This window comes from Sphaerisporangium sp. NPDC049002, from assembly GCF_040649355.1.
Taxonomy (GTDB): domain Bacteria; phylum Actinomycetota; class Actinomycetes; order Streptosporangiales; family Streptosporangiaceae; genus Sphaerisporangium.
Window position 1 is genome coordinate 1 of sequence record NZ_JBEZFH010000136.1, and the last position, 20,214, is coordinate 20,214.

Below are 20,214 nucleotides of genomic sequence, written 5' to 3' on the forward strand. Positions count from 1 at the left end.
ATGGTCCAGGACGGGCGGCAGCCCGCCGCGTCGAGGAAGTGCCTCAGCACCGTCTGGCCCCGGCCAGCGCGTCACGGACGCCGTCGAGCGGCGAGACGGTGGAGACCGGGTAGACGCCCGCGCTGCCCCCGCCCTGCACGCGCGGCGAGGCGGCGCTCGGGCCGATCAGCGCCACCCGGGTCAGGCGCCCGGGGTCGAGGGGGAGGACCGACCGCTCGTTGCGCAGCAGCACGGTGCCGGCCACGACCGCGTCGCGCAGCAGCGCCCGGCTGCCCGCGTCGGTCGGCGTGCCGGGGTGCGGGCCCCCGAGCGCGGAGTAACCACCCTGGGCCTCCGCGACGGGCGCGCCGCCGGGGGAGGGAGCCGCCAGGCCGGAGTGGGGATCGTCGGGGGACAGGGCCGCCACGCCGGAAGGGGGATCGTCAGGGGACAGCGCGCCCACGCGGGAGGCCAGGCGCAGCAGGCGGCGGACCTTCTCGTCGACCGCCTCCTCGGGCACCTCTCCGGCCCGTACGGCCGCGACCAGCGCCTCGCCCCACGGCCCGTCCGGTCCCGGCATGGCGAGGTCCTGCGCGGCGCGTCCCGACGCGACCGTGGAGCGCACCGCCCCCCAGTCGGAGATGACCAGGCCGTCGAACCCCCACTCGCCCTTCAGCGGCTCGGCGAGCAGCGGGTTCTCGCTCATGGTGGCGCCGTTCACGCCGTTGTAGGCGGCCATGACCACCCACACCCCGGCCTCGACCGCGGCCTCGAACGGCGCCAGGTACACCTCGCGCAGCGTCCGCTCGTCCACGCGCGCGTCCAGCGTGAGCCGTTCGGTCTCTGAGTCGTTGGCCACGTAGTGCTTGGCCGTCGCGGCGACCCCGCGCGACTGCACTCCCCGGATGTAGGCGACGCCGATGCGCGCGGTGAGCAGCGGGTCCTCGGAGTAGCACTCGAAGTGACGGCCGCCGAGGGGCGAGCGGTGCAGGTTGATCGTGGGAGCCAGCAGCACGTCGACCCGCTTGCGGCGGGCCTCGTCGCCCAGGAGCTCGCCGAGCCGCTCCACCAGGTCCTCGTCCCAGCTCGCGGCGAGCCCGGTGGGAGAGGGGAGGGTCAGGGAGGTGCTCCGCTCGTCCCATCCCTGGCCGCGGACGCCGATCGGCCCGTCGGAGGTGACGATGGAACGCAGGCCGATGTCCGTCAGCGCGTGGGTCCGCCACGCGGTCGCTCCGGTGAGCAGTCTGACCTTCTGCTCCAGATCCAACTTGCGCACCACGTCATCGAACTGCTCGTCGGTCACTCTGGTTCCTCTCGGGGGATTGGAGAGCGCTCTCCGTCCTGGCCATAGATTCACCGCCGGAGGCGAGGATGTCAATGGGGCACCCGCCACCCCACCCCTCCGGGCGAGAGGGTTTCGGGCACATGAGCAGCACGTTTCGTTCCGGTTGCGAATCGGTCTTGACAGCGCTTGACCGATCGGTGCACTCTCCATTCGGAGAGCGCTCTCCCTCTGATTACCCTTCGCCGACCTGGCAGGCACCCCCCGTATCGAGGAGAGATCGTGCACCCATCCCGCAGCCCAGGCAGATACCGGTTGGGCCTGTTGATCGCCACGCTGGTCGCGCTGGTCGCCTCCGGCCTGGCTCTGTCAGGCACCGCCATGGCCGTCGACACCCTGCTGTCGCAGGGAAAGCCGGCGACGGCCTCCTCATCCGAGGGCGCCGCATGGAGCCCTGCCATGGCCGTCGACGGCAACCTCACCGGCACGCGCTGGGCCAGCGCCTTCAGCGACCCCCAGTGGCTCCAGGTCGACCTGGGCGCCTCCGCGTCGATCACCCAGGTCGTGCTGACCTGGGAGGCGGCGTACGGCAAGGCGTTCAAGATCCAGACCTCGCCTGACGGCGCCGCGTGGACCGACGTGTACTCGACCACGACCGGCACCGGGGGCACGCAGACGCTCGCCGTCTCGGGCACCGGCCGGTACGTGCGGATGTACGGCACGGTCCGTGGCACCGGCTACGGCTACTCGCTGTGGGAGTTCCAGGTCTACGGCACCATCGGCGGCACCAGCCCGTCGCCGACGCCCACCATCACCCCGTCCGTTCCCCCCGGCAACTGGACAGAGATCTGGAAGGACGACTTCAACGGAGCCGCGGGCACCTCGCCCTCGGCGGCGAACTGGCTCCTGCGCACCGGCACCCAGTACCCCGGCGGCGCCGCGAACTGGGGCACCGGCGAGGTCGAGACCATGAGCGCCTCCACCGCCAACGTCTCCCTCGACGGCGCCGGCAAGCTCTCCATCAAGGCGATCAAGGACGGCGCGGGCAACTGGACCTCGGGACGCGTCGAGACGCAGCGCACCGACTTCACCCCGCAGCCGGGCGAGCAGCTCAGGTTCACCGCGACGCTCAAGCAGCCCGACGTGGCGAACGCCATGGGCTACTGGCCGGGCTTCCGCGCGACCGGCGCCGCCTACCGCGGCAACTACAACAACTGGCCGGGCGTCGGCGAGACCGACATCATGACCGATGTCAACGGCCGCAACCAGCTCTCCAACACCCTGCACTGCGGCACGGCCCCCGACGGCGTGTGCGCCGAGTACAACGGCCGCACCAGCGGCCTCGCCTCCTGCACCGGCTGCCAGACCGGGTACCACGAGTACACCCAGATCATCGACCGCACCAAGACCGACGAGGAGATCCGCTTCTACCTCGACGGCAAGCAGACCTGGATCGTCCGCGAGAGCCAGGTCGGGGTCGCCGCCTGGCAGGCCGCCGTCCAGCACGGCTTCTACCTGCGGTTCGACCTGGCCATCGGCGGATCGCTGCCGAACGCGATCGCCGGATTCACCACCCCGACCCCGGCCACGACCTCCGGCGGCGTCCTCAGCGTCGACTCCGTCTCGGTTTCCAGGAGCGTCGGCACCGTGCCGGCCGCGATGACCGACCCGGCCACCCCCGCCGGCCCGAGCGTGGTCAGGGTGACGGGCACCCAGGGCAACTGGCAGCTCAACGTCAACGGCTCGCCGTACGAGCTCAGGGGCCTGACGTACGGCCCGCCGCAGGGCGCCGCCGACGGCTATATGCGTGACCTGAAGGGCATGGGCGTCAACACGATCCGCACCTGGGGCGTCGACGACGCCAACACGCCGACCCTGCTCAACAGGGCCGCGCAGCAGGGCATCAAGGTCGTCGTCGGGCACTGGCTGAACCAGGGCGCCGACTACGTGAACGACACCGCCTACAAGACCAGCGTGAAGAACGAGATCGTCGCCCGGGTGAACGCGCTCAAGGGGTACCAGGGCGTGCTGATGTGGGACGTCGGCAACGAGGTCATCCTCACCATGCAGGACCACGGCCTGTCGGCGGCCGAGGTCGAGGCGCGCCGTGTCGGCTACGCCAAGTTCGTGAACGAGGTCGCCGTGGCCATCCACGCCGCCGACCCCAACCACCCGGTCACCTCGACCGACGCGTGGACCGGCGCCTGGCCGTACTACAAGACGTACTCCCCGGCGCTCGACCTGCTCGCGGTCAACTCCTACGGCGCGATCGGCGGGGTCAAGCAGGCGTGGATCGACGGCGGCTACACCAAGCCGTACATCATCACCGAGGGCGGCCCGGCGGGTGAGTGGGAGGTGCCGAACGACGTGAACGGCGTCCCCACCGAGCCCACCGACCTGCAGAAGCGCGCGGGGTACACCGCGAGCTGGAACGCCATCAAGGGCCACCCGGGCGTCGCGCTCGGAGCCACCGAGTTCCACTACGGGCTGGAGAACGACTTCGGCGGCGTGTGGCTCAACACCTTCACCGGCGGATGGCGCCGGCTCGGCTACCACGCGCTCAAGCAGGCCTACACCGGCCAGGCGTTCGCCAACACGCCGCCGGAGATCACGGCCATGACGGTCGGCTCACAGACCAGCGTCCCCGCGGGCGGTCAGTTCACCGTCGGCGTCACCGCGAACGACCCGAACGGCGATCCCATCCGCTACAACCTGATGGCGAGCAACAAGCACATCACCGGCAACACCGGCTTCTCGCACCTGCGGTTCACCGAGACGGCTCCCGGCCAGTTCTCGGTCACCGCGCCGGAGCAGATGGGCGTGTGGAAGGTCTACGTCTACGCCTTCGACGGCCAGGGCAACGTGGGCATCGAGCAGAAGTCGTTCCGCGTCGTGCCTCCGACGATCCCCGGCACCAACGTGGCGCTCGGCAAGACGACCACCGCCTCGTCCTACCAGCCGACCGGGGACGGCGGGCCGTTCCTGCCCTCCAAGGCGACGGACGGCAGCTTCACCACCCGGTGGGCGAGCGACTGGAGCGACCCGCAGTGGCTGCAGGTCGATCTGGGGAGCGCCACCGCGATCAAGCACGTGGAGCTCGGATGGGAGGCCGCCTACGGCAAGGCCTACCAGATCCAGACCTCCAACGACGGCACCACCTGGACCAACGCCTACTCCACCACGGCCGGTGACGGCGGCTTCGACGAGATCGACGTGAACGTGTCCGCCAGATACGTCCGCCTCAACCTCGCCCAGCGCGGCACCGCCTACGGCTACTCCCTCTGGGAGTTCGGCGTGTACCGGTAACCGCTCCGTCCAACCGCCACAGACCACCCATCCCGGCCCCCGGCCTCACCGCCCGGGGGCCGGCCCTCGTCCTCGCCATCCGTTACGCCGCCCTGACGTACCGGCACGCGATGCCGCGACGCGCCCGCGGCGAGAGGCGGGGTGTGCTCAGACGCTGCGAAGGACCGAGACCACGATGCCCAGCACCACGGAGCCGTCACCGTCGATGACGTCGTAGGCGGGGTTGCGCGGTTCGAGATGGACGTGCCCGTCGCGCCGGCGAAACACCTTCACGGTGGCCTCGCCGTCGATCATCGCGGCGACGATCTGGCCCGAGTGCGCCTCGGGCTGCTGCCGTACCACGACGATGTCGCCGTCGCAGATCGCGGCGTCGATCATCGAATCGCCCCGCACACGCAGACCGAACAGGTTGCCACGCCCGGTGATGTCGCGGGGCAGGGTCAGCATGTCGTCCAGGCGCTGGTCGGCCACGATGGGACTGCCCGCGGCGATGTCTCCGACCACCGGCACGGTCACCAGGTCCGCGGCCGGTTCCGGCGCCGAGGCTCGCAGGAACAGACGCACGTCGATCGGCCGGGTCATGGCCGTGCTCCGGCGGAGGAACCCCTTCTCCTCCAGGCTCTTCAGGTGTTTCGACACCGATGAGGACGACCGCAGCCCGACCGCGTCGCCGATCTCGCGGGTGCTCGGCGGATACCCGTACCTGCCCACCCAGTCCCGGATCGTGGCCAGGATCCGCTGCTGGCGCTGCGGCAGGGCCGAGAAGTCCAGGTACTCGAACGCGTCAGGATCGTCGTAGGTGGTCACCTGCGAAATGCTAAGGCCGGAACCCCTTCGGCCGCTTGTACGAGGGCGGCGGGGTCGAACGCCGCCTGCTCGATCTCGGCGAAGTAGTTCTCCGGGTCGCGGAGGAGACGGTGAAACCCCCGTGAAACCGGCGTTTTCTAGAGTGCTCTCGTGATGACCGCCGGGCGGGTGGAACCGGCGATGACCACGGGCGCGTCATCGCCGGACCGGCTGGGACGCGATACGCGCTTCGCGGGCATCACGGGCCGCCGTCGCCACGGGGAAGTTGGGGCGGCGGCGGCCACGGGGACGCCCAGGCGTGCATAATGTCGCGCCTGGCCGGATGATCGGCCGTTCGCCACCGCGATCGCAGGAGGAACCGCGTGAAGAAGCTGAAGGGGGCGCTGCTCGCCCTGGTGGTGGCCGGGCTGCTGGGGGCCGGTGCCGCGCCGGCCGCCGCCGTCGAGGTGGACCCCTGCCACAGCCGGCAGTACGGCTGCGACAGTCACTGGATGGACCCCGGCGCGGGCTGAGGGTGAGTTCAGCCGGAGGCGGGCGGCGAGCAGAGCGTGTCGAGGGCGCTGCGGGCCTCGCGGGCGCGCTCGTGCCACAGCGGGAGCCCGATCGCGTCGAACTCCGCCGCCGCCCGCTCCAGCATCGACCTGGCGAGCCGAAGCTCGCCGCGCTCGGCCGCGAGGTTCCCCCCTGCCAGCCGGGCGCGGGCGGCGACGAACGGCTCGCCGATCGTGACGGCCTTGGCCAGCGCGGCGTCCAGGTAGTCCGCGGCGCGGTCGAGCTCCCCGCCCAGCAGAGCGGCCTCGCCCATGCCGAGCAGGCCGTACGTCTCGCCGATACGGTCCCCGGTGTTCCGGGAGGCGTCGAGGACCTGCCAGTACGCGGCCTCCGCCTCGGTCGCCCTGTTCTGGCGCAGGTACAGCAGCCCGAGCCGGTTGAGTATCTGCGCGCTGCCCCGCGCGTCGCCCAGCTCCAGGTAGACGCCGAGCGCCTGCTCCAGCAGCGGGGCCGCCTTCTCCGCGTGGTCGTTCTCGATGTGGATCTGCGCGATGCTCCCGAGCACGTGCGCCTCGGCGTGCCGGTCGCCGACGTCGCGGAGCATCCGCAGCGCCCGCCCGTACTGGGCCAGGGCCGTCTCCGCGTTCCCCTCCACCCGGTCGAGCAGGGCCGCGTTGCGGAGGGCGAGCGCCTGCCCGTGCGGGTCGCCCACCGTCTCGAAGATGGGCAGCGCCGCCTCGAAATACGGACGGGCGGCGGCGTAGCGCTGCCGGAAGATCTCCAGCGTGCCGAGCGAGTACCGCATGGCCGCCTCCCCCCGCAGGTCTCCCGTACGCCTGGCGGCGGCGAGCGCGGTACCGCACGTGTGCGACCAGTCGTCGAAGTGGCCCTGCGACTCGAACAGCGTGACCGTGGACATCGCGAGGTCCCAGCAGATCTCGCTGAGACCGAGCCCGGCCGCCTGCTCGACCGCCGCGACCAGGCCGAGCCGCTCACTGCGCAGCCACCCCGCCGGGTCGGCCAGCAGGCGGCCCACGGCGGGCTCCTCCAGGTCCCACCGGGCACCGCCACCGTGCAGCACGGTGTAGTCGCCGCCGTACTGGAGCCGGTGCGCGCGCTCGGCCAGGGCCAGGTACGCGCCCGTCAGCCTGGTCAGCGCGGCCTCGGCCTCGCCCGGCGCCTCGTCCTCGGCTGCCCGCTCCCTGGCGTGCAGCCGTACCAGGTCGTGGATCCTGTAGCGGGGCTCGCCGATGCCGTCCGTGCCCGCGTACTCCACCAGTTGCGCCTCGACCAGGCTTTCGAGCACGTCCTCGGCCTCGCGCGAGGCGGCGGGAAGGAGCGCGGCGGCGACCCAGACCGCGAAGTCGGGGGTCTCCACCAGCCCCAGCCTGCGGTACAGCGACCGGGCCGGCTCGGTCAGCCCGGAGTAGCCCAGCGCGAGGCCGGCCCTGACCGACAGCGTGCCGTGGGTCAGCTCGTCGAGCCGGTCGTGCTCGGCCTCCAGCCGGGAGATGAGCCGCGACACCGTCCAGTGCGGCCGGGCCGCCAGCCGTGCCCCGGCGATGCGCAGGGCCAGCGGCAGCCGGTCGCACAGCTCGGCCAGCTCCCGCGCGGCCGGTCCGCCCTCGCGGAGCTCGGCACGTCCAGTGATCTTGCTCAGCAGCTCGACGGCGTCGCCGGTGCCGAGCATCCCGAGAGCGACCAGGTTCGCGGCGGGGAGCGCGGTGAGCCTGCCACGGCTGGTGACCAGGACCGCGCAGCCGGCGCCGGCGGGGATGAGCGGCTCCACCTGGGCCTCGTCGGCGGCGTCGTCGAGGACGACCAGCACGCGCCGGTCCGACAGCAGGTCACGGTAGACCTCGGCACGCTCGTCCAGGCTGTCGGGTACGAGCGCTCCGGCGACGCCGAGCGCGCGAAGGAAGCGTCCGAGCGCCTCGCGCGGTTCGACCCGGCCGGTTCCGGCGCCGCGCAGGTTGACGAAGAGCTGGCCGTCGGGGAACCGTTCCCGCGTGAGCTGGGCGGCCTGCACGGCGAGCGCCGTCTTCCCGACGCCCGCCATGCCGGAGACGACGCAGACCACGGGCGGGCCGAGCAGCAGGCCGGTGATCCGGCGCAGCTCGGCGTCCCGGCCGGTGAGGTCCCCTGTGGGCGCGGGAAGCAGGGCGGGGACCGGGCCCTGGCCGACCGGCTGGAGAGGCACGGGCATGATGTCCTCGTCCCCGCGCAGGATGGCGCCTTCCAGCTCCCGCAGCAGGGGACCGGGCTCGACCCCCAGCTCCTCGGCCAGGACCGTACGGGTGCTCCGGTACACGTTCAACGCGTCGGCGCGCCGGCCCGCCCGGTGCAGCGCCACCATCAGGCGCGCGGCGGACGACTCGGCGAGCGGGTCCTCGGCGAGGAGTGCGGTCAGCTCGGGGATCACCTGGTCGTGCCGTCCCAGCGCCATCTCGGCGTCGACGCGGTCGGTCAGCGCGCGCCTGCGTTCCTGCTCCAGCTCGGCGGCGGCCTCGGCGAGTTGCGGGACGTCGTGCAGGCCTGGGTAGGCGGTGCCGCCTCCCCACAGGGCCAGCGCCTCGGTGAGGAGTGCCGCCGCCATCTCGGGGTCGCCCTGGGCGAGGGCGCGGCGGCCTCGTTCGGCCAGGTCGGTGAAGTGCCAGGCGTCCACCTCGGCCCTGTGCGCGAGCAACGCGTACCCGGAGCGGTCGTGCCGGATCCGGTCGGCGCTGCCCAGCGACCGGCGCAGCCGGTGGACGAGGACCTGGAGGTTCTTCCCGGGGCGCGAGGCCGGCCGTTCGCCCCAGAGCGCGTCGGTCAGCGTCTCCGCGGGCACCGTACGGCCGCGCCAGCAGATGAGCAGCCCCAGCAGCTGTTCCTGGCGCCGTGACGCCAGCCGCACCGGGGCCGTGTCGCCGGCGACGGCCACGTCACCGATGACCCGGAACCTCACGGAGGCTTCCGGCCGGTTCGCGGGCTCAACCTGGCGCACCTCTTGCGGACGTCGGTCTCCGCCTGGGGGTGGCGTCGGCGGACAGGAGTATCGATGTGAGGATGATAACGATCATTAGTGGCCGGCACCTCCCAAAAGGGTGGTACCGGCCACTGTCCTGCGAAAGCCGTCCCAGGAACCAGCCCTGGGAACCGGTTCCGGGAACCCGACCCTAGGAGTCGGCCCCTAGGAATCGGTCCTGGAGGCGTCCTAGAAGACGGGCACGCCGGCGCGGACGAGCTTCCAGTTGGGGTCGGCGAAGGTGGCGGGGTCGATGGTGCCGGAGGCGCTCGCGGCGTCGATCAGCGCCTGGCGGATCTCCACCTGGGCGTTGTAGACCACCGGGGCGGTCTTGACGTGCGGGAAGCCGCCGCCGCCGGACTGCCGGTAGTTGTTGATCGCCACCACGAACTGCTGGCCGGCAGCCAGCGGCGCACCCTTGTACGACAGGTTGACGATACGGTCCCCGACCGGCTTGGAGATGTCGATGTCATAGGTGACACCCGAAAGCTGGTCGTAGTTGTAGTCCGGGGTGCCGGCGGCGTTGGTCAGGGTGCCGAGGTCGATCGGCGCGCCGGGGGCCACCTGGTTGAAGTACTTGGCGGAGTACTCCAGGTAGTCCTTGATCTGCGTGCCGGTCAGCTTGACGCCGAGCAGCGTGTTGTCGTAGACGTACAGGCCCGCCATGTCACGGACGCTCACCGGCCCGGCCGGGAAGATCGCCGTGCGGCTGAAGGGAGCGGCGATCGACAGCACCGGCAGCGACGCGTCGGCCGTGCCCGCGACGGCCTTGGTGACCAGGTCGGTCTGCACCTTCTGGATGTAGTCGAGGATCGCGGTGTCCTTGTACGGCGACTCCGCCGCGGACAGCTGCTCCTTCGACTGGGCGATCACCTGGTTGACGTACTTGACGGTCTTGTCGTGCTGGCCCTTCATCAGGGCGACGATCTTCGGGTCCTCGGCGACCGTGTTGGTGTTGATCGTGGCCGACGACTTGGTGGTGACGGCCCACTTGCCGCGCTCCTTGGCGAGGGTGAAGTCCACCACGGAGAGACGCTGGCCGTACTTGCTCGGTTCGGTCAGCAGAACCTGCTTGCCGGTCGCCTTGTTGGTGACGAACTTCTGCGGCACGTCGTTGTGGGCGTGGCCGAACAGCACGGCGTCGATCCCGGGGACCTCCTCGGCGACCAGGCCGGCGGCGTTCTCGATCGGGAGGTCGGAGCCGTAGGACGACATGCCGTTGTCGCCGGCGTGCGCGGTGACCAGGACGACGTCGGCGCCGAGGGCGCGGATGACCGGCACCCACTTCTTCGCGGTGGCGACCAGGTCGAGGAACTTCAGCTTGCCGTCGACGTTGGCCTTGTCCCAGATCGCGATACCGGGGTTCGTCAGGCCGAGCACGCCGACCTTGACCGGCTTGTCGCCCTTGACGTTCATCGTCTTGATGATGAACGGCAGGTACGCGGGGAGGCCGGTCTTGGCGGACACGGCGTTGGCGCCGAGCACCGGGGCCTTCATCTGCTTGACCCACTTGGCCAGCATGGGCAGGCCATAGTTGAACTCGTGGTTGCCCAGGGTCACGGCGTCGTACCCGATGGCGTTCATCGCCTTGGCCATCGGGTGGGTCTGGCCGGTCTCGGTGATCGGCTCGACCTTGGCGTAGTAGTAGTCGAGGGGGGTGCCCTGGATGGTGTCGCCGGAGTCGAACAGCAGCGTGTGGTCGGCTCCGCGGTCCTTGCGGATCTGGTTGACCAGCGTGGACACCTTGGCGAGGCCCACGTCGTTGTGCGCGCTGTCGTCGAACTCGGCGTTCTTGAAGTAGTCCCAGTTCAGGGCGTTGCCGTGAATGTCGGAACTGGCCATCACGGTGATCTTCACCGAGTGGTCGGGTGTGGCGGAGGCGGGCGCTGCGGGCGCGGTGAGGCCGAGGGCCACGACGACCGTGGCACCGGCGGCGAGGGCCCGCCCAATTCTGGAACTCATGCCGGGGACCTTAGTAAGGGAAAGTTACTTAACGGTCACGAGTTCCTTATGGGACAAATCACCGCAGTGAACAACAGGAGGGAAGCTCGCCCACGATCACCATGATCGCATCCAGGGCCTCCTCGCGGTTAATAGCCACGACGACGCCGGCGGCGGGACCGCTCGGTGCCCACTACAGGGGCCGGTAGCCCAGAAGCGTCGTGTTCCTCAGGCGAGTGTGCCGCCCTTAACGCCGCTCAGGAACGCGGACCACTCACCCGGCGCGCAGACCAGCGCCGGACCGGCCGGGTTCTTACTGTCCCTGACCGCGAACACGCCAGGAACATTCGACGCCACCTCGACACAGTTGCCGCCGTCGCTACCGCTGTGAGTGCTCTTGCGCCACCGCGCACCCCGAAGATCATGATCCACTTTGGTTCACCGCTTCCTCGACGAGCCGGAGGGGACTGTCTTGACGGTACGGCCTGACCTGCGATCCGTCATGTCTTGCGAAGGCATTCATGAGAGGGAAAACGCAGCCCGACCACTTGTGCGGTCGGGCTGCGTACTCGCTCCTTGAAGTCGACGGGTTCCAGTTCATCGCCTGGTCGGGCTCCGTCGCCGAGAGCGGTACTCCTCAGGCGAGCGTGCCACCCTTGACGCCGTTCAGGAACGCAAACCATTCACGCGGCGCGCAGACCAGCGCCGGACCGGCCGGGTTCTTGCTGTCCCTGACCGCGAACAGCCCAGGAACGTTCGACGCCACCTCGACACAGTTGCCGCCGTCGTGGCCGCTGTAGGTGCTCTTTCGCCACTGAGCGCCGCGAAGGTCAAGAGCCACTTTGGTTCACCACTTCCTGTTGTATGAGCTTCAGAGACTGTCTGCACGAGAGGGCTTCAGCCCTGATCACGTCGTATAGACGTAGGAGCTTGCCCAGCGCATCACGGTCGTCAATTGTGTGCCCGTGGGGTTGTGCTTCCACGTAGGCCGCGTAGGGGACCCCGTTGCGCTCAGCGATGATGAAGCCTCCTAAAAGGCCGCAGATGGCCCATGCGGAGTAGGGCACAACCTGGAGGATCACCCCTGGGTACTGAGCGACCTCAAGCAGGTAGTTTAGTTGTCCCCGCATGACTTCGGCATCTGCTATTCGGCGACGTATTACGGCCTCGTCAACCAGGGCCGCGACCAGTGGGGGGGTATCGCGGTGCAGGATCGCCCGTCGTTGCATGCGCCCCGCCACACGTTCGTCGACCTCCTCTGGCCGGGTGCCCGGCGCTGCGGCGAAGATCTCTCGTGCGTACGCCTCGGTCTGGAACAGGCCCGGGACGAGCATCGGCTCCCAGCCTCTCAGGGCTGTCGCCTCCTCTTCCTCCTCCAGCCAGGGCCTGAAATGCTCGGGTGCCTTGTTCCAGGTGGTCGCGATGTACAGCCGCTTCATGGTGCCGTCGAGGCCGAAGACCTCGTCGCACAGCTCGGCGAAGCGTTCGGACGGGGGGCGTTTGGCGGTCTCGACCATGGCGACCATGGCGTCCGAATACCCCATGCGCTGGGCGAGCTGCCTTTGCGTGAGCTGGGCCGTGGCCCGGTGCTGACGCAGCTCGAAGGCGAAAAGGGCACGCGGGGACTCGTGAGGGTCGACATCGCTGCCGGGGGGCATGTCTCACCTACCATCAGAATAGGGACATTTAAGCTGACTAACCATTCCGCTAACCCAAGTGTGCCCGGGGTGTGAGCGGAAATCGCTACCGATCGTAGCCCTCTCTTGACACTCTGGTAAAGCGAAGTCTCCAACGACGCACGAACCTTTCCGGCGAGGCGAAAAGGCAAGCGCATGAGAACAGGAAGCCTGCTAGGCGTTACCGACCTGCTCGGTTTTCCCGAGTCGGTCTCACGAGCACGAGAGTACGTGAGGCATAAACTCGGGGAGGGTCATCCGGCGTTGGACGACGTGACGCTACTGGTTTCCGAGGTTGTCACGAATTCTGTGGTTCATTCCAACTCGCGAAACGGCGGGAGGGTGACGCTCGCCATCGCCGACTGTCACGACCTCATACACGTCGACGTGGTGGACGCCGGTGGTGACACCGCTCCGCATGTCGGCGGAGACCTTCTCGCCGAAGGCGGACGAGGGCTCATTCTGGTCGAGACGCTCTCGCATCGCTGGGACGTCTACGACCATCCGGCGGGGCGAACCGTCTGGTTCCAGGTGAAATACAAGCGTGGGGATGGTCATGACGGTCTTCCCACGACCGCGTAAGGGTCGAACCAGAGAAAGAAGCCCGGATTTCTGGCGATCACGAGGGAAGCAGAAAGGGGATGCGCGCAGGAGCCCCGGAAGCGTTCCGAGGGCTCCTCACAACACGTCTGGAAACAAAGGCACCCATGGGCGCATTGGTTGAGCGAGCGCTTTTCCCTGCCACGTACAGAAGGCCCGCAAGGCAGCCGTCAGGCATTCGAGCCTGGTCAGTAAGAATTCCCCGCATATGGGTGGGAAACGTCGATCATCCACCTGCGCCACGCGGCGTGTGATCACTCTGGATTCCCGGGCCAGTGTTCCAGTACCAGGTGGAGGGCGTCGAGGGATCGCTCCCAGGACGTCCGCACGTCGCGGGAGTGGCTGAATCCGCCATTGGCCTCAAGGGTGATGTAGCCGTGGAAGGCGCTGCGCAGCAGGCGGCCCGCGTCGGTGAGGTGGGGCTCGACCAGCCTGTACGCGCGGAGCATCGCGTGGGTGAGTTCGATGGTGCGGATGTAGGCGGTGCACTCGGCGAGGACGGCGGGGTCGATCTGGACCGCCTGGGTCGCCGCGTAACGGCCGGGGTGGGCCAGCGCGTAGTCCCGGTAAGCGTTGGCGAACGCGACCATGGCGTCCTTCCCGGCCCGGCCCGCGACCGCCGCGGCGATGCGGTCGGCGAGCTCGCCCGCGGCCAGCAGCGCGACGCGTTCCCGCAGATCCTTGAGGCCGCGGACGTGGGAGTACAGGCTCGCGTCCTTGACCCCGAAGCTCCGCGCCAGCGCGGACACGGTGATGTTCTCGAACCCGATGGCGTCCGCGAGGTCCGCGGCCGCCTCCGTCACGCGCTCGGTCGTCAGTCCCGCACGAGCCATCCGGCACCTCCATTTCCTAGAGACCCTAGGTAGTTGATTAATATATTGCATGCCGTCCCTAGGCGTTGTAGCGTTCCGCGGCATGAAAGCAGTAAGTGAGCACGAGATCCGTGCGTCGTTCGTCAACTGCTCCAAGGGGGAGGCCAAGCGGCTGACCCTCCTGCGGGGCCTGGCCGAGCAGCCCTGGGACGACCTCGACTTCCTCGGATGGCGCGACCCCGGCGCGCCGGATCGCGGCTATCTCGTCACCGAACGCGGCGGCGGGCTCGTCGGCGTGGCGCTCCGCCTGTCCGCCCAGCAGCGCGGGGGGCTCCGCCGTGGCATGTGCTCCCTGTGCCTGACCACGCATCCCGGCACCGGCGTCTCGCTGATGACCGCCCTGCGGGCGGGGCAGGCCGGGCGGGACGGCAACTCGGTCGGCGTGTACGTGTGTACCGACCTCGACTGTTCCCTGTACGTGCGCGGCAAGAAGATCCCCGACCTCGGAGGGCGGCTCGAAGAGTCCCTCACGGTGGAGGAGCAGATCGATCGCACAAGGATCAAGCTGTCCGCCTTCCTGGACAAGGTCATGGCGTGAGCCGGGACGCCCCGATCGGCCGCCCGCGAGCGCGGAGCAGGCCGGAACCGCCGAACAACCTGTTGTGAGAAGGAAGAGACACCATGCGCCACAGCGGATGGGCCGACGAGCGCTTCGGAGCGGTCGCGGACGCGTTCTCCCGTAACTTCGCCGAGTTCGCTGAGCTCGGCGCGGCCGTCACCGTCTTCGCGGGCGGGCGCAAGGTCGTGGACCTGTGGGGCGGCGTCGCGGACGAGCGCGGCGGCCGGCCGTGGGAGCGGGACACGATCGTCCCGGTCTTCTCCTGTGCCAAGGGCGTCGTCGGCATCTGCGCCCACCTGCTCGCACAGCAGGGACGGCTCGACCTCGACGCCCCGGTGAGCCGGTACTGGCCGGGATTCGCGCGGGCCGGCAAGGAGGCGATCACCACGCGCATGGTGCTCGGACACCGCGCCGGGCTCCCCGTCCTCGACCGCACGCTGAGCTTCGAGGAGATCACCGAGTGGACACCGGTGATCGACGCGATCGAGGAGCAGGAGCCCCTGTGGGAGCCTGGCGCCGCCTACGAGTACCACGCGCACGTCTTCGGCTTCCTCGTCGGCGAGGTGATCCGCCGGATCACCGGGCTCACCCCCGGCGCGTACTTCCGCGAGGCGATCGGGGACGAACGGGGACTCAGCACCTGGATCGGCCTGCCCCGGAGCGAGGTCGGACGGCTCGCCCGGCTCGCCGAAGCCGAGGGACGGCCCCCGATGCCCGGCCCCGAGACACTGCCCATGCGCATGGTCACGATGAACGGCGCGTTCGTCTTCCCCGGCCTGGACGAGCCTCACGGGTGGAACGACCCCGCGCTGCTCGGCGCCGAGGTCCCCGGCGCCGGCGCGGTCTCCTCGGCGAGCGGCCTCGCCGCGCTGTACGCGTCGGCCGTGACCGGAGTCGGCGGCTCGCCGAGGCTGCTGACACCGGAAACCATCACCGGCGCCGTCCGGGAACTGTCATCCGGGGCCACGTGGTCGGGATTCCCCGACGTGGGCGCCCGGTGGGGATCGGGTTTCCTGCTCGACTCCGGCTTCCGCCCCATGCTCGGCCCGCGCAGCTTCGGCAACGACGGCGCGGGCGGCCAGTTCGCCTTCGGAGACGACGAGTTCGGGATCGGCTTCGCCTACGTCGCCAACCGGATGATCGGCTACGGCGACGCGCGTGCCAGACGGCTTGTCACGGCGGTACGGGGGTGCCTGACCGCCGCCTGAGCCGCGGTCCGGTGCATCCGCGAGGGCGCCGGCTCCGAAAGAAAGGGGAAGAGGAGGACTCCATGCCGGACTTCGGGGCGGACACGGTGGTGGTCGTCGGGGCCGGGCTCGCGGGCCTGGCGTGTGCCGTGCGGCTGTGTGCGGCGGGGGTGCCGGTGCGGATGCTGGAGGCGTCCGCCAAAGTGGGCGGCCGGGTGCGCACGGACCGGGTGGAAGGCTTCCTGCTCGACCGGGGGTTCCAGGTGTTCAACACCGCCTACCCCGAGGCCGCGCGGGTCCTCGACATCGGCGCCCTGGATCTGCGGCCGTTCAGCTCCGGGCTCCTCGTCGCCCGCGACGGCGGGCGTGAGCGCGTGATGCTCCCGTGGAAGCACCTGGAGCACGCCGTCAGCGGCGTCCTCGCGCAGGTCGGGTCGATCGCCGACAAGGCCGCGCTCGTGGCGATGACCGGCCGCGACCTGTCCTTTCCCGCCTCGCTCGTCCGAGGGGGCAAGGAACGCACGACCGCCGCCGAGCTACGGCACTGGGGCATCTCCGACGAGATGGTCGACACGCTGCTGCGCCCCTTCCTGTCCGGTGTGCTGCTGGAACGGGAGCTGGAGACCTCCAGCCGCGTCTTCCATCTGTTCTGGCGCTCGTTCGCCCGGGGCACGATCGGCCTGCCGGCCCGGGGCATGGGGGAGATCCCGGCGCAGCTCGCCGCCCGGCTCCCCGAGGGGACGATCTCGCTGGAGACCCCCGTCGCGGCCGTCACCGCCGATGGCGTCGCGCTCGCGGACGGTACGGAGATCCGCGCCTCCGCCGTGGTCGTCGCCACCGACCCTGGCACCGCCGCCGCGCTGGTGCCCGGCCTGGACGTGCCCGCGATGCGCGCCGTCACGACCTTCTACCACGCCGCCCCGCGATCTCCCCTCGGCGAGCCCACGCAGGTCGTCGACCCCGAGGGGATCCTTGCCGACACGGTCGTACTGACCGACGCGGCCCCGGAGTACTCCGCGTACGGCCGGGCGCTGATCTCGACGTCGGTTCTCGGCGTCGCGGGGGACCAGGACGAACCCCGGATACGCGCACGCCTCACCGAAATCTACGGCGACACCTCCTCCTGGGAGCACATCGCCACCTACCCGATCGAGGCGGCACTGCCCGCGATGCCGCCGCCCATGCCGCTGCGGCGCGCCGTCAGGCTGGGCCGGGGGCGCTACGTCTGCGGCGACCACCGCGACACCGGCTCCATCCAGGGAGCCCTGGTGTCCGGCCGTCGAACCGCCGACGCCCTGCTCGCCGACGTGTGACAGCGAGCAGGGTGCGGCGCGTGGCCCCGGCCGGGGATCAACGGGGCCGCTGGCGTGTCAGGTGCCGTAGACCTCCATTTCCCAGAGGGAGTAGCCGTAGCCGGTGGCGCGCTGGGTGCCGTACAGGCGTACGTAGCGGGCGGTGGTGGCGGTGAAGGTGAGATCGTCTGTTCCGCCGTCGGATGTGGTGGTGGTGTAGGCGGGGGTCCAGGTGGTGCCGTTGGTGGAGGTCTCGATGCGGTAGGCCTTGCCGTAGGCGGCTTCCCAGGTGAGTTTGACGCGGTTGACCGAGCGGTTGGCGCCGAGGTCGATGGAGATCCACTGGGGGTCGGAGAAGGCGGATGACCAGCGGGTTCCGGCGTTGCCGTCGTTGGCGTTGGCGGCGGCGGTGCCGGCGTTCTCCACCGAGGAGGCGGTGACAGGACGTCCCTGCGACAGCAGCCCCGAGGTCGGCGGCGGCGTGACGGTCGGGGTGGGCGTGGGGGTCGTCACGGGACCGGTGGTCAGGGTGACCTCGTCGAGGTCGAACAGCGAGCCCGCGCCACCGGTGAACACCAGGAACAGCGGGCCGGTGGCGGTGCCGGTCAGCGTGGCGCTCACGGTCTGCCAGTTCTCCCAGCCGCCGGTCACCGGGACGGTCACCGATCCGAGCAGCGTCCCCGTGGCCGAACCCGACCGCACCTGGATGGTGCCGCCCGTGCCCGCCGACGCGACCCGCGCCGAGATGCCCGTGGCTCCGGCCGTGGAGACGCCGGAGAAGCCGAGCCAGTCACCGTTGTCGATGTAGCCGACCGCCTTGCCGCCGCGCGCGGAGGCCTTGTCGACCACCTGGGTGCCGAGCTGGGAGGTGAAGCTCTCGGCCTGCGTGGCGGCGGAGGGAGGCGGCGCCGTGCAGTCGCCCGTGGCGACGCCCGCCGCCCACCGGATCCCGCCGAGCAGGTGGGTGCGGAACAGCGGTTCCGCGTACGACTGCTGGGTGTGGCCGAGGCCGGTGTACCAGGCGCGACCGCCACGGAAGGGACGGCACCACGAGATGGGGTGGTCGGCGCCCATCGACCCGCCGGTGTAGGTCGACTCGTCGAGCGTCGCCAGCACGTGCGCGACGTCACGCGGGTTGGTGCGGTAGTTGTACAGCTCGTCGGTCCGCACCCAGGCGGCGGGAAGACCGGCCGTCGAAGGGTGCGCGCGGTCCTCCACCCGCACCGTGACCTGCTGGATGGCGGGGTGCGACTGGAACCAGGCGCCGACGAGCTGGCCGTAGTACGGCCAGTCGTACTCGGTGTCGGCCGCCGCGTGGACGCCGACGTAGCCGCCGCCCGCGGCGATGTAGGACTCGAAGGCCGTCTGCTGGGTGGCGTCGAGCACGTCCCCGGTGGTGCTGAGGAAGATGACGGCCTTGTACTGGGCCAGGTTGGCGGTGGTGAACGCGGTGGCGTCCTCGGTGGCGTCGACGGTGAAGTTGTTCGCCGCGCCGAGGTCGCGGATGGTCTGGATGCCGACGGGGATCGAGTCGTGCCGGAACCCGGCGGTCTTGGAGAACACGAGCACCTTGTAGGCGGGATCGGCCGCGAGGGCGCTCTGCGCGCCGATCCCGAAGACGGCCAGGATCAGGGCGCTCATCAGAGCGACAAGGAGTTTAGACACCGTAGACCTCCATTTCCCAGAGGGAGTAGCCGTAGCCGGTGGCGCGCTGGGTGCCGTACAGGCGTACGTAGCGGGCGGTGGTGGCGGTGAAGGTGAGATCGTCTGTTCCGCCGTCGGATGTGGTGGTGGTGTAGGCGGGGGTCCAGGTGGTGCCGTTGGTGGAGGTCTCGATGGCGTAGGCCTTGCCGTAGGCGGCTTCCCAGGTGAGTTTGACGCGGTTGACCGAGCGGTTGGCGCCGAGGTCGATGGAGATCCACTGGGGGTCGGAGAAGGCGGATGACCAGCGGGTTCCGGCGTTGCCGTCGTTGACGTTGGCGGCGGCGGTGCCGGCGTTCTCCACCGAGGAGGCGGTGACAGGACGTCCCTGCGACAGCAGCCCCGAGGTCGGCGGCGGGCCCGATCCAGTGCCCAGGGTGAAGTCGTCAAGGTCGAACAGCGAGCCCGCGCCGCCGGTGAACACCAGGTAGAGCTTGGTCGTGCCCGCCGGGGCCCCCGACAGGGGAGCGGTGACGTCGGTGAAGGTCTCCCAGCCTCCGGTCACGGGCACGGTCGCGGTGCCGAGCAGCGTGCCGGTAGGGGATCCCGCCCTGACCTGGATGGATCCGCCGACGCCGCCCGAGCTGACTCGCGCGCTGAACGACGGGATGCCCGACAGGACGTACGGGTCGAACTCGATCCAGTCGCCGTTCTCGATGTTGCCGACGGTCTTGGCGCCGTGGGCGGCGGCCTTGTCGAACAGCGCGATGCCCTGCGAGGTGGTGTAGTGCTCGGCCTGGCGGTTCTTCGGCTGGGTGACGACCTGCGCGTGCGTGGTCAGGCCGCCCGCGTCGGTGTACTCGGCGTCCCAGACTCCGAACAGGTTGGCCGCGCCGTCGTGCTCACCATTGAGCGGGGTCTGGATCGTGCCGGTGCAGCCGGTCGCCGTAGCCATCGGGTGGCCGTGCGTGTCGTGCCCCAGGATGTAGTTCATCTTGACCCGGGAGCAGTCGATCGTGCCGTCCTCGGCGTCGGTCGCGGTGATCCGGTACGGCACCGCGTCGCCGAAGGAGAACACCTGGCCGTTCTGCGGGAGCTGGATGCTCACCACCGGCGCGGTGTTGCCGACGGTCACCGTGACGTTGGCGGTGGCGGTCTTCCCCGTGCTGTCGCGTACCGTCAGCGTGACGACGTAGGTGCCGTTGGTGGTGTAGGTGTGGGTCGGGTTGGCCGCCGTCGAGGTGCCGCCGTCGCCGAAGGCCCACGCGTAGGTGATCGCGTCGCCGTCGGGGTCGGAGGTGCCGGCCGAGGAGAACGCCACGTTGAGCGGCGCCTTGCCGCTCACCGGGTTGCCCGAGGCGACCGCGATGGGCGCCCGCCCGCCGGTGCCGCCGCCGATGTACTCGATGCGGTAGAGGGCGGAGTCGGCGTTGCCGTTGAACCACCCCGTGCCGTAGTCGAGCACGTACAGCGCCCCGTCGGGGCCGAAGGCCATGTCCATCACGGTCTTGCCCGACCAGGGGAAGGGCTGGATCGCGCCACGGCTTCCGTCGCCGTTGACGATGATGTCCTT

At 70.1% G+C, this 20,214-nt stretch carries 17 protein-coding genes; 6 read left to right on the forward strand and 11 right to left on the reverse strand.

The annotated features are described in order from the left end of the window. Window positions 1-43: 43 nt before the first annotated feature. Window positions 44-1,282 (reverse strand): glycoside hydrolase family 3 N-terminal domain-containing protein, encoded by a 1,239-nt coding sequence (locus AB0B89_RS24305; protein WP_358557013.1) that lies wholly within the window; start codon window positions 1,280-1,282, stop codon window positions 44-46. A gap of 261 nt (window positions 1,283-1,543) precedes the next feature. Between AB0B89_RS24305 and AB0B89_RS24310 the strand changes: the two genes are divergently transcribed. Continuing rightward, window positions 1,544-4,567, forward strand: coding sequence for a discoidin domain-containing protein (locus tag AB0B89_RS24310; protein ID WP_358557015.1), 3,024 nt, complete (start codon window positions 1,544-1,546; stop codon window positions 4,565-4,567). 147 nt (window positions 4,568-4,714) lie between these two features. Here AB0B89_RS24310 and lexA read toward each other — a convergent pair whose 3' ends face one another. Beyond that, the gene (gene lexA / locus AB0B89_RS24315) at window positions 4,715-5,374 is read right to left on the reverse strand and encodes a transcriptional repressor LexA (RefSeq protein ID WP_358557018.1); all 660 of its coding nucleotides are present in this window, start codon (window positions 5,372-5,374) and stop codon (window positions 4,715-4,717) included. After that, window positions 5,371-5,448 carry a hypothetical protein gene (locus tag AB0B89_RS24320; RefSeq protein ID WP_358557059.1) on the reverse strand — a complete coding sequence of 26 codons (78 nt, stop codon included), beginning with the start codon at window positions 5,446-5,448 and terminating at the stop codon, window positions 5,371-5,373. Before AB0B89_RS24320 ends, lexA begins: the two co-directional genes overlap by 4 nt. Window positions 5,449-5,736: 288 nt before the next feature. On the opposite strand from AB0B89_RS24320, the gene AB0B89_RS24325 reads away from it, so the two are divergent. Continuing rightward, window positions 5,737-5,886, forward strand: a complete 150-nt coding sequence (locus AB0B89_RS24325; RefSeq protein WP_358557021.1) for a hypothetical protein — start codon at window positions 5,737-5,739, stop codon at window positions 5,884-5,886. 8 nt (window positions 5,887-5,894) lie between these two features. On the opposite strand, the gene AB0B89_RS24330 is transcribed toward AB0B89_RS24325, so the two are convergent. The 5 genes from AB0B89_RS24330 to AB0B89_RS24350 form a co-directional block, all read right to left on the reverse strand. After that, window positions 5,895-8,813, reverse strand: a complete 2,919-nt coding sequence (locus tag AB0B89_RS24330) for a BTAD domain-containing putative transcriptional regulator (RefSeq protein ID WP_358557024.1) — start codon at window positions 8,811-8,813, stop codon at window positions 5,895-5,897. Window positions 8,814-9,062: 249 nt separating this feature from the next. Beyond that, on the reverse strand, window positions 9,063-10,835 hold the full coding sequence (locus AB0B89_RS24335; protein WP_358557027.1) for a 5'-nucleotidase C-terminal domain-containing protein: 1,773 nt from the start codon (window positions 10,833-10,835) through the stop codon (window positions 9,063-9,065). 207 nt (window positions 10,836-11,042) lie between these two features. Then, window positions 11,043-11,246 carry a DUF397 domain-containing protein gene (locus AB0B89_RS24340; protein WP_358557030.1) on the reverse strand — a complete coding sequence of 68 codons (204 nt, stop codon included), beginning with the start codon at window positions 11,244-11,246 and terminating at the stop codon, window positions 11,043-11,045. A gap of 205 nt (window positions 11,247-11,451) precedes the next feature. Further along, window positions 11,452-11,655 (reverse strand): DUF397 domain-containing protein, encoded by a 204-nt coding sequence (locus AB0B89_RS24345; RefSeq protein WP_358557033.1) that lies wholly within the window; start codon window positions 11,653-11,655, stop codon window positions 11,452-11,454. Further along, window positions 11,645-12,472: a helix-turn-helix transcriptional regulator gene (locus AB0B89_RS24350; protein ID WP_358557036.1), complete on the reverse strand. Its 828-nt coding sequence runs from the start codon at window positions 12,470-12,472 to the stop codon at window positions 11,645-11,647. The genes AB0B89_RS24345 and AB0B89_RS24350 overlap by 11 nt, the downstream gene beginning before the upstream one ends. 174 nt (window positions 12,473-12,646) lie before the next feature. Between AB0B89_RS24350 and AB0B89_RS24355 the strand changes: the two genes are divergently transcribed. Further along, on the forward strand, window positions 12,647-13,072 hold the full coding sequence (locus tag AB0B89_RS24355) for an ATP-binding protein (protein ID WP_358557039.1): 426 nt from the start codon (window positions 12,647-12,649) through the stop codon (window positions 13,070-13,072). 272 nt (window positions 13,073-13,344) lie between these two features. Here AB0B89_RS24355 and AB0B89_RS24360 read toward each other — a convergent pair whose 3' ends face one another. Beyond that, complete coding sequence (locus AB0B89_RS24360; protein ID WP_358557041.1) at window positions 13,345-13,923, reverse strand: WHG domain-containing protein; 579 nt, start codon at window positions 13,921-13,923, stop codon at window positions 13,345-13,347. Window positions 13,924-14,005: 82 nt separating this feature from the next. Between AB0B89_RS24360 and AB0B89_RS24365 the strand changes: the two genes are divergently transcribed. The 3 genes from AB0B89_RS24365 (at window position 14,006) to AB0B89_RS24375 (ending at window position 17,021) form a co-directional block, all read left to right on the forward strand. Continuing rightward, window positions 14,006-14,500, forward strand: coding sequence for an FBP domain-containing protein (locus tag AB0B89_RS24365; RefSeq protein ID WP_358557044.1), 495 nt, complete (start codon window positions 14,006-14,008; stop codon window positions 14,498-14,500). 83 nt (window positions 14,501-14,583) lie between these two features. Then, window positions 14,584-15,729, forward strand: coding sequence for a serine hydrolase domain-containing protein (locus AB0B89_RS24370; protein WP_358557047.1), 1,146 nt, complete (start codon window positions 14,584-14,586; stop codon window positions 15,727-15,729). 62 nt (window positions 15,730-15,791) lie between these two features. Further along, entirely contained in the window at window positions 15,792-17,021 is a 1,230-nt protein-coding gene (locus AB0B89_RS24375) for an NAD(P)/FAD-dependent oxidoreductase (protein ID WP_358557050.1), read from the forward strand. A gap of 57 nt (window positions 17,022-17,078) precedes the next feature. Here AB0B89_RS24375 and AB0B89_RS24380 read toward each other — a convergent pair whose 3' ends face one another. Beyond that, the gene (locus AB0B89_RS24380) at window positions 17,079-18,665 is read right to left on the reverse strand and encodes a ThuA domain-containing protein (protein ID WP_358557053.1); all 1,587 of its coding nucleotides are present in this window, start codon (window positions 18,663-18,665) and stop codon (window positions 17,079-17,081) included. Then, window positions 18,658-20,214, reverse strand: a 1,557-nt coding sequence (locus tag AB0B89_RS24385; RefSeq protein WP_358557056.1) for a carbohydrate-binding protein, incomplete at its 5' end; no start/stop codon positions are given. The genes AB0B89_RS24385 and AB0B89_RS24380, both read right to left, overlap by 8 nt.

Coding starts and splice junctions, on each gene's coding strand:
- AB0B89_RS24335 (WP_358557027.1), bottom strand. CDS start 10,835: ATGAGTTCCAGAATTGGGCGGGCCCTCGCCGCCGGTGCCACGGTCGTC.
- AB0B89_RS24350 (WP_358557036.1), bottom strand. CDS start 12,472: ATGCCCCCCGGCAGCGATGTCGACCCTCACGAGTCCCCGCGTGCCCTT.
- AB0B89_RS24355 (WP_358557039.1), top strand. CDS start 12,647: ATGAGAACAGGAAGCCTGCTAGGCGTTACCGACCTGCTCGGTTTTCCC.
- AB0B89_RS24360 (WP_358557041.1), bottom strand. CDS start 13,923: ATGGCTCGTGCGGGACTGACGACCGAGCGCGTGACGGAGGCGGCCGCG.
- AB0B89_RS24365 (WP_358557044.1), top strand. CDS start 14,006: ATGAAAGCAGTAAGTGAGCACGAGATCCGTGCGTCGTTCGTCAACTGC.
- AB0B89_RS24370 (WP_358557047.1), top strand. CDS start 14,584: ATGCGCCACAGCGGATGGGCCGACGAGCGCTTCGGAGCGGTCGCGGAC.
- AB0B89_RS24375 (WP_358557050.1), top strand. CDS start 15,792: ATGCCGGACTTCGGGGCGGACACGGTGGTGGTCGTCGGGGCCGGGCTC.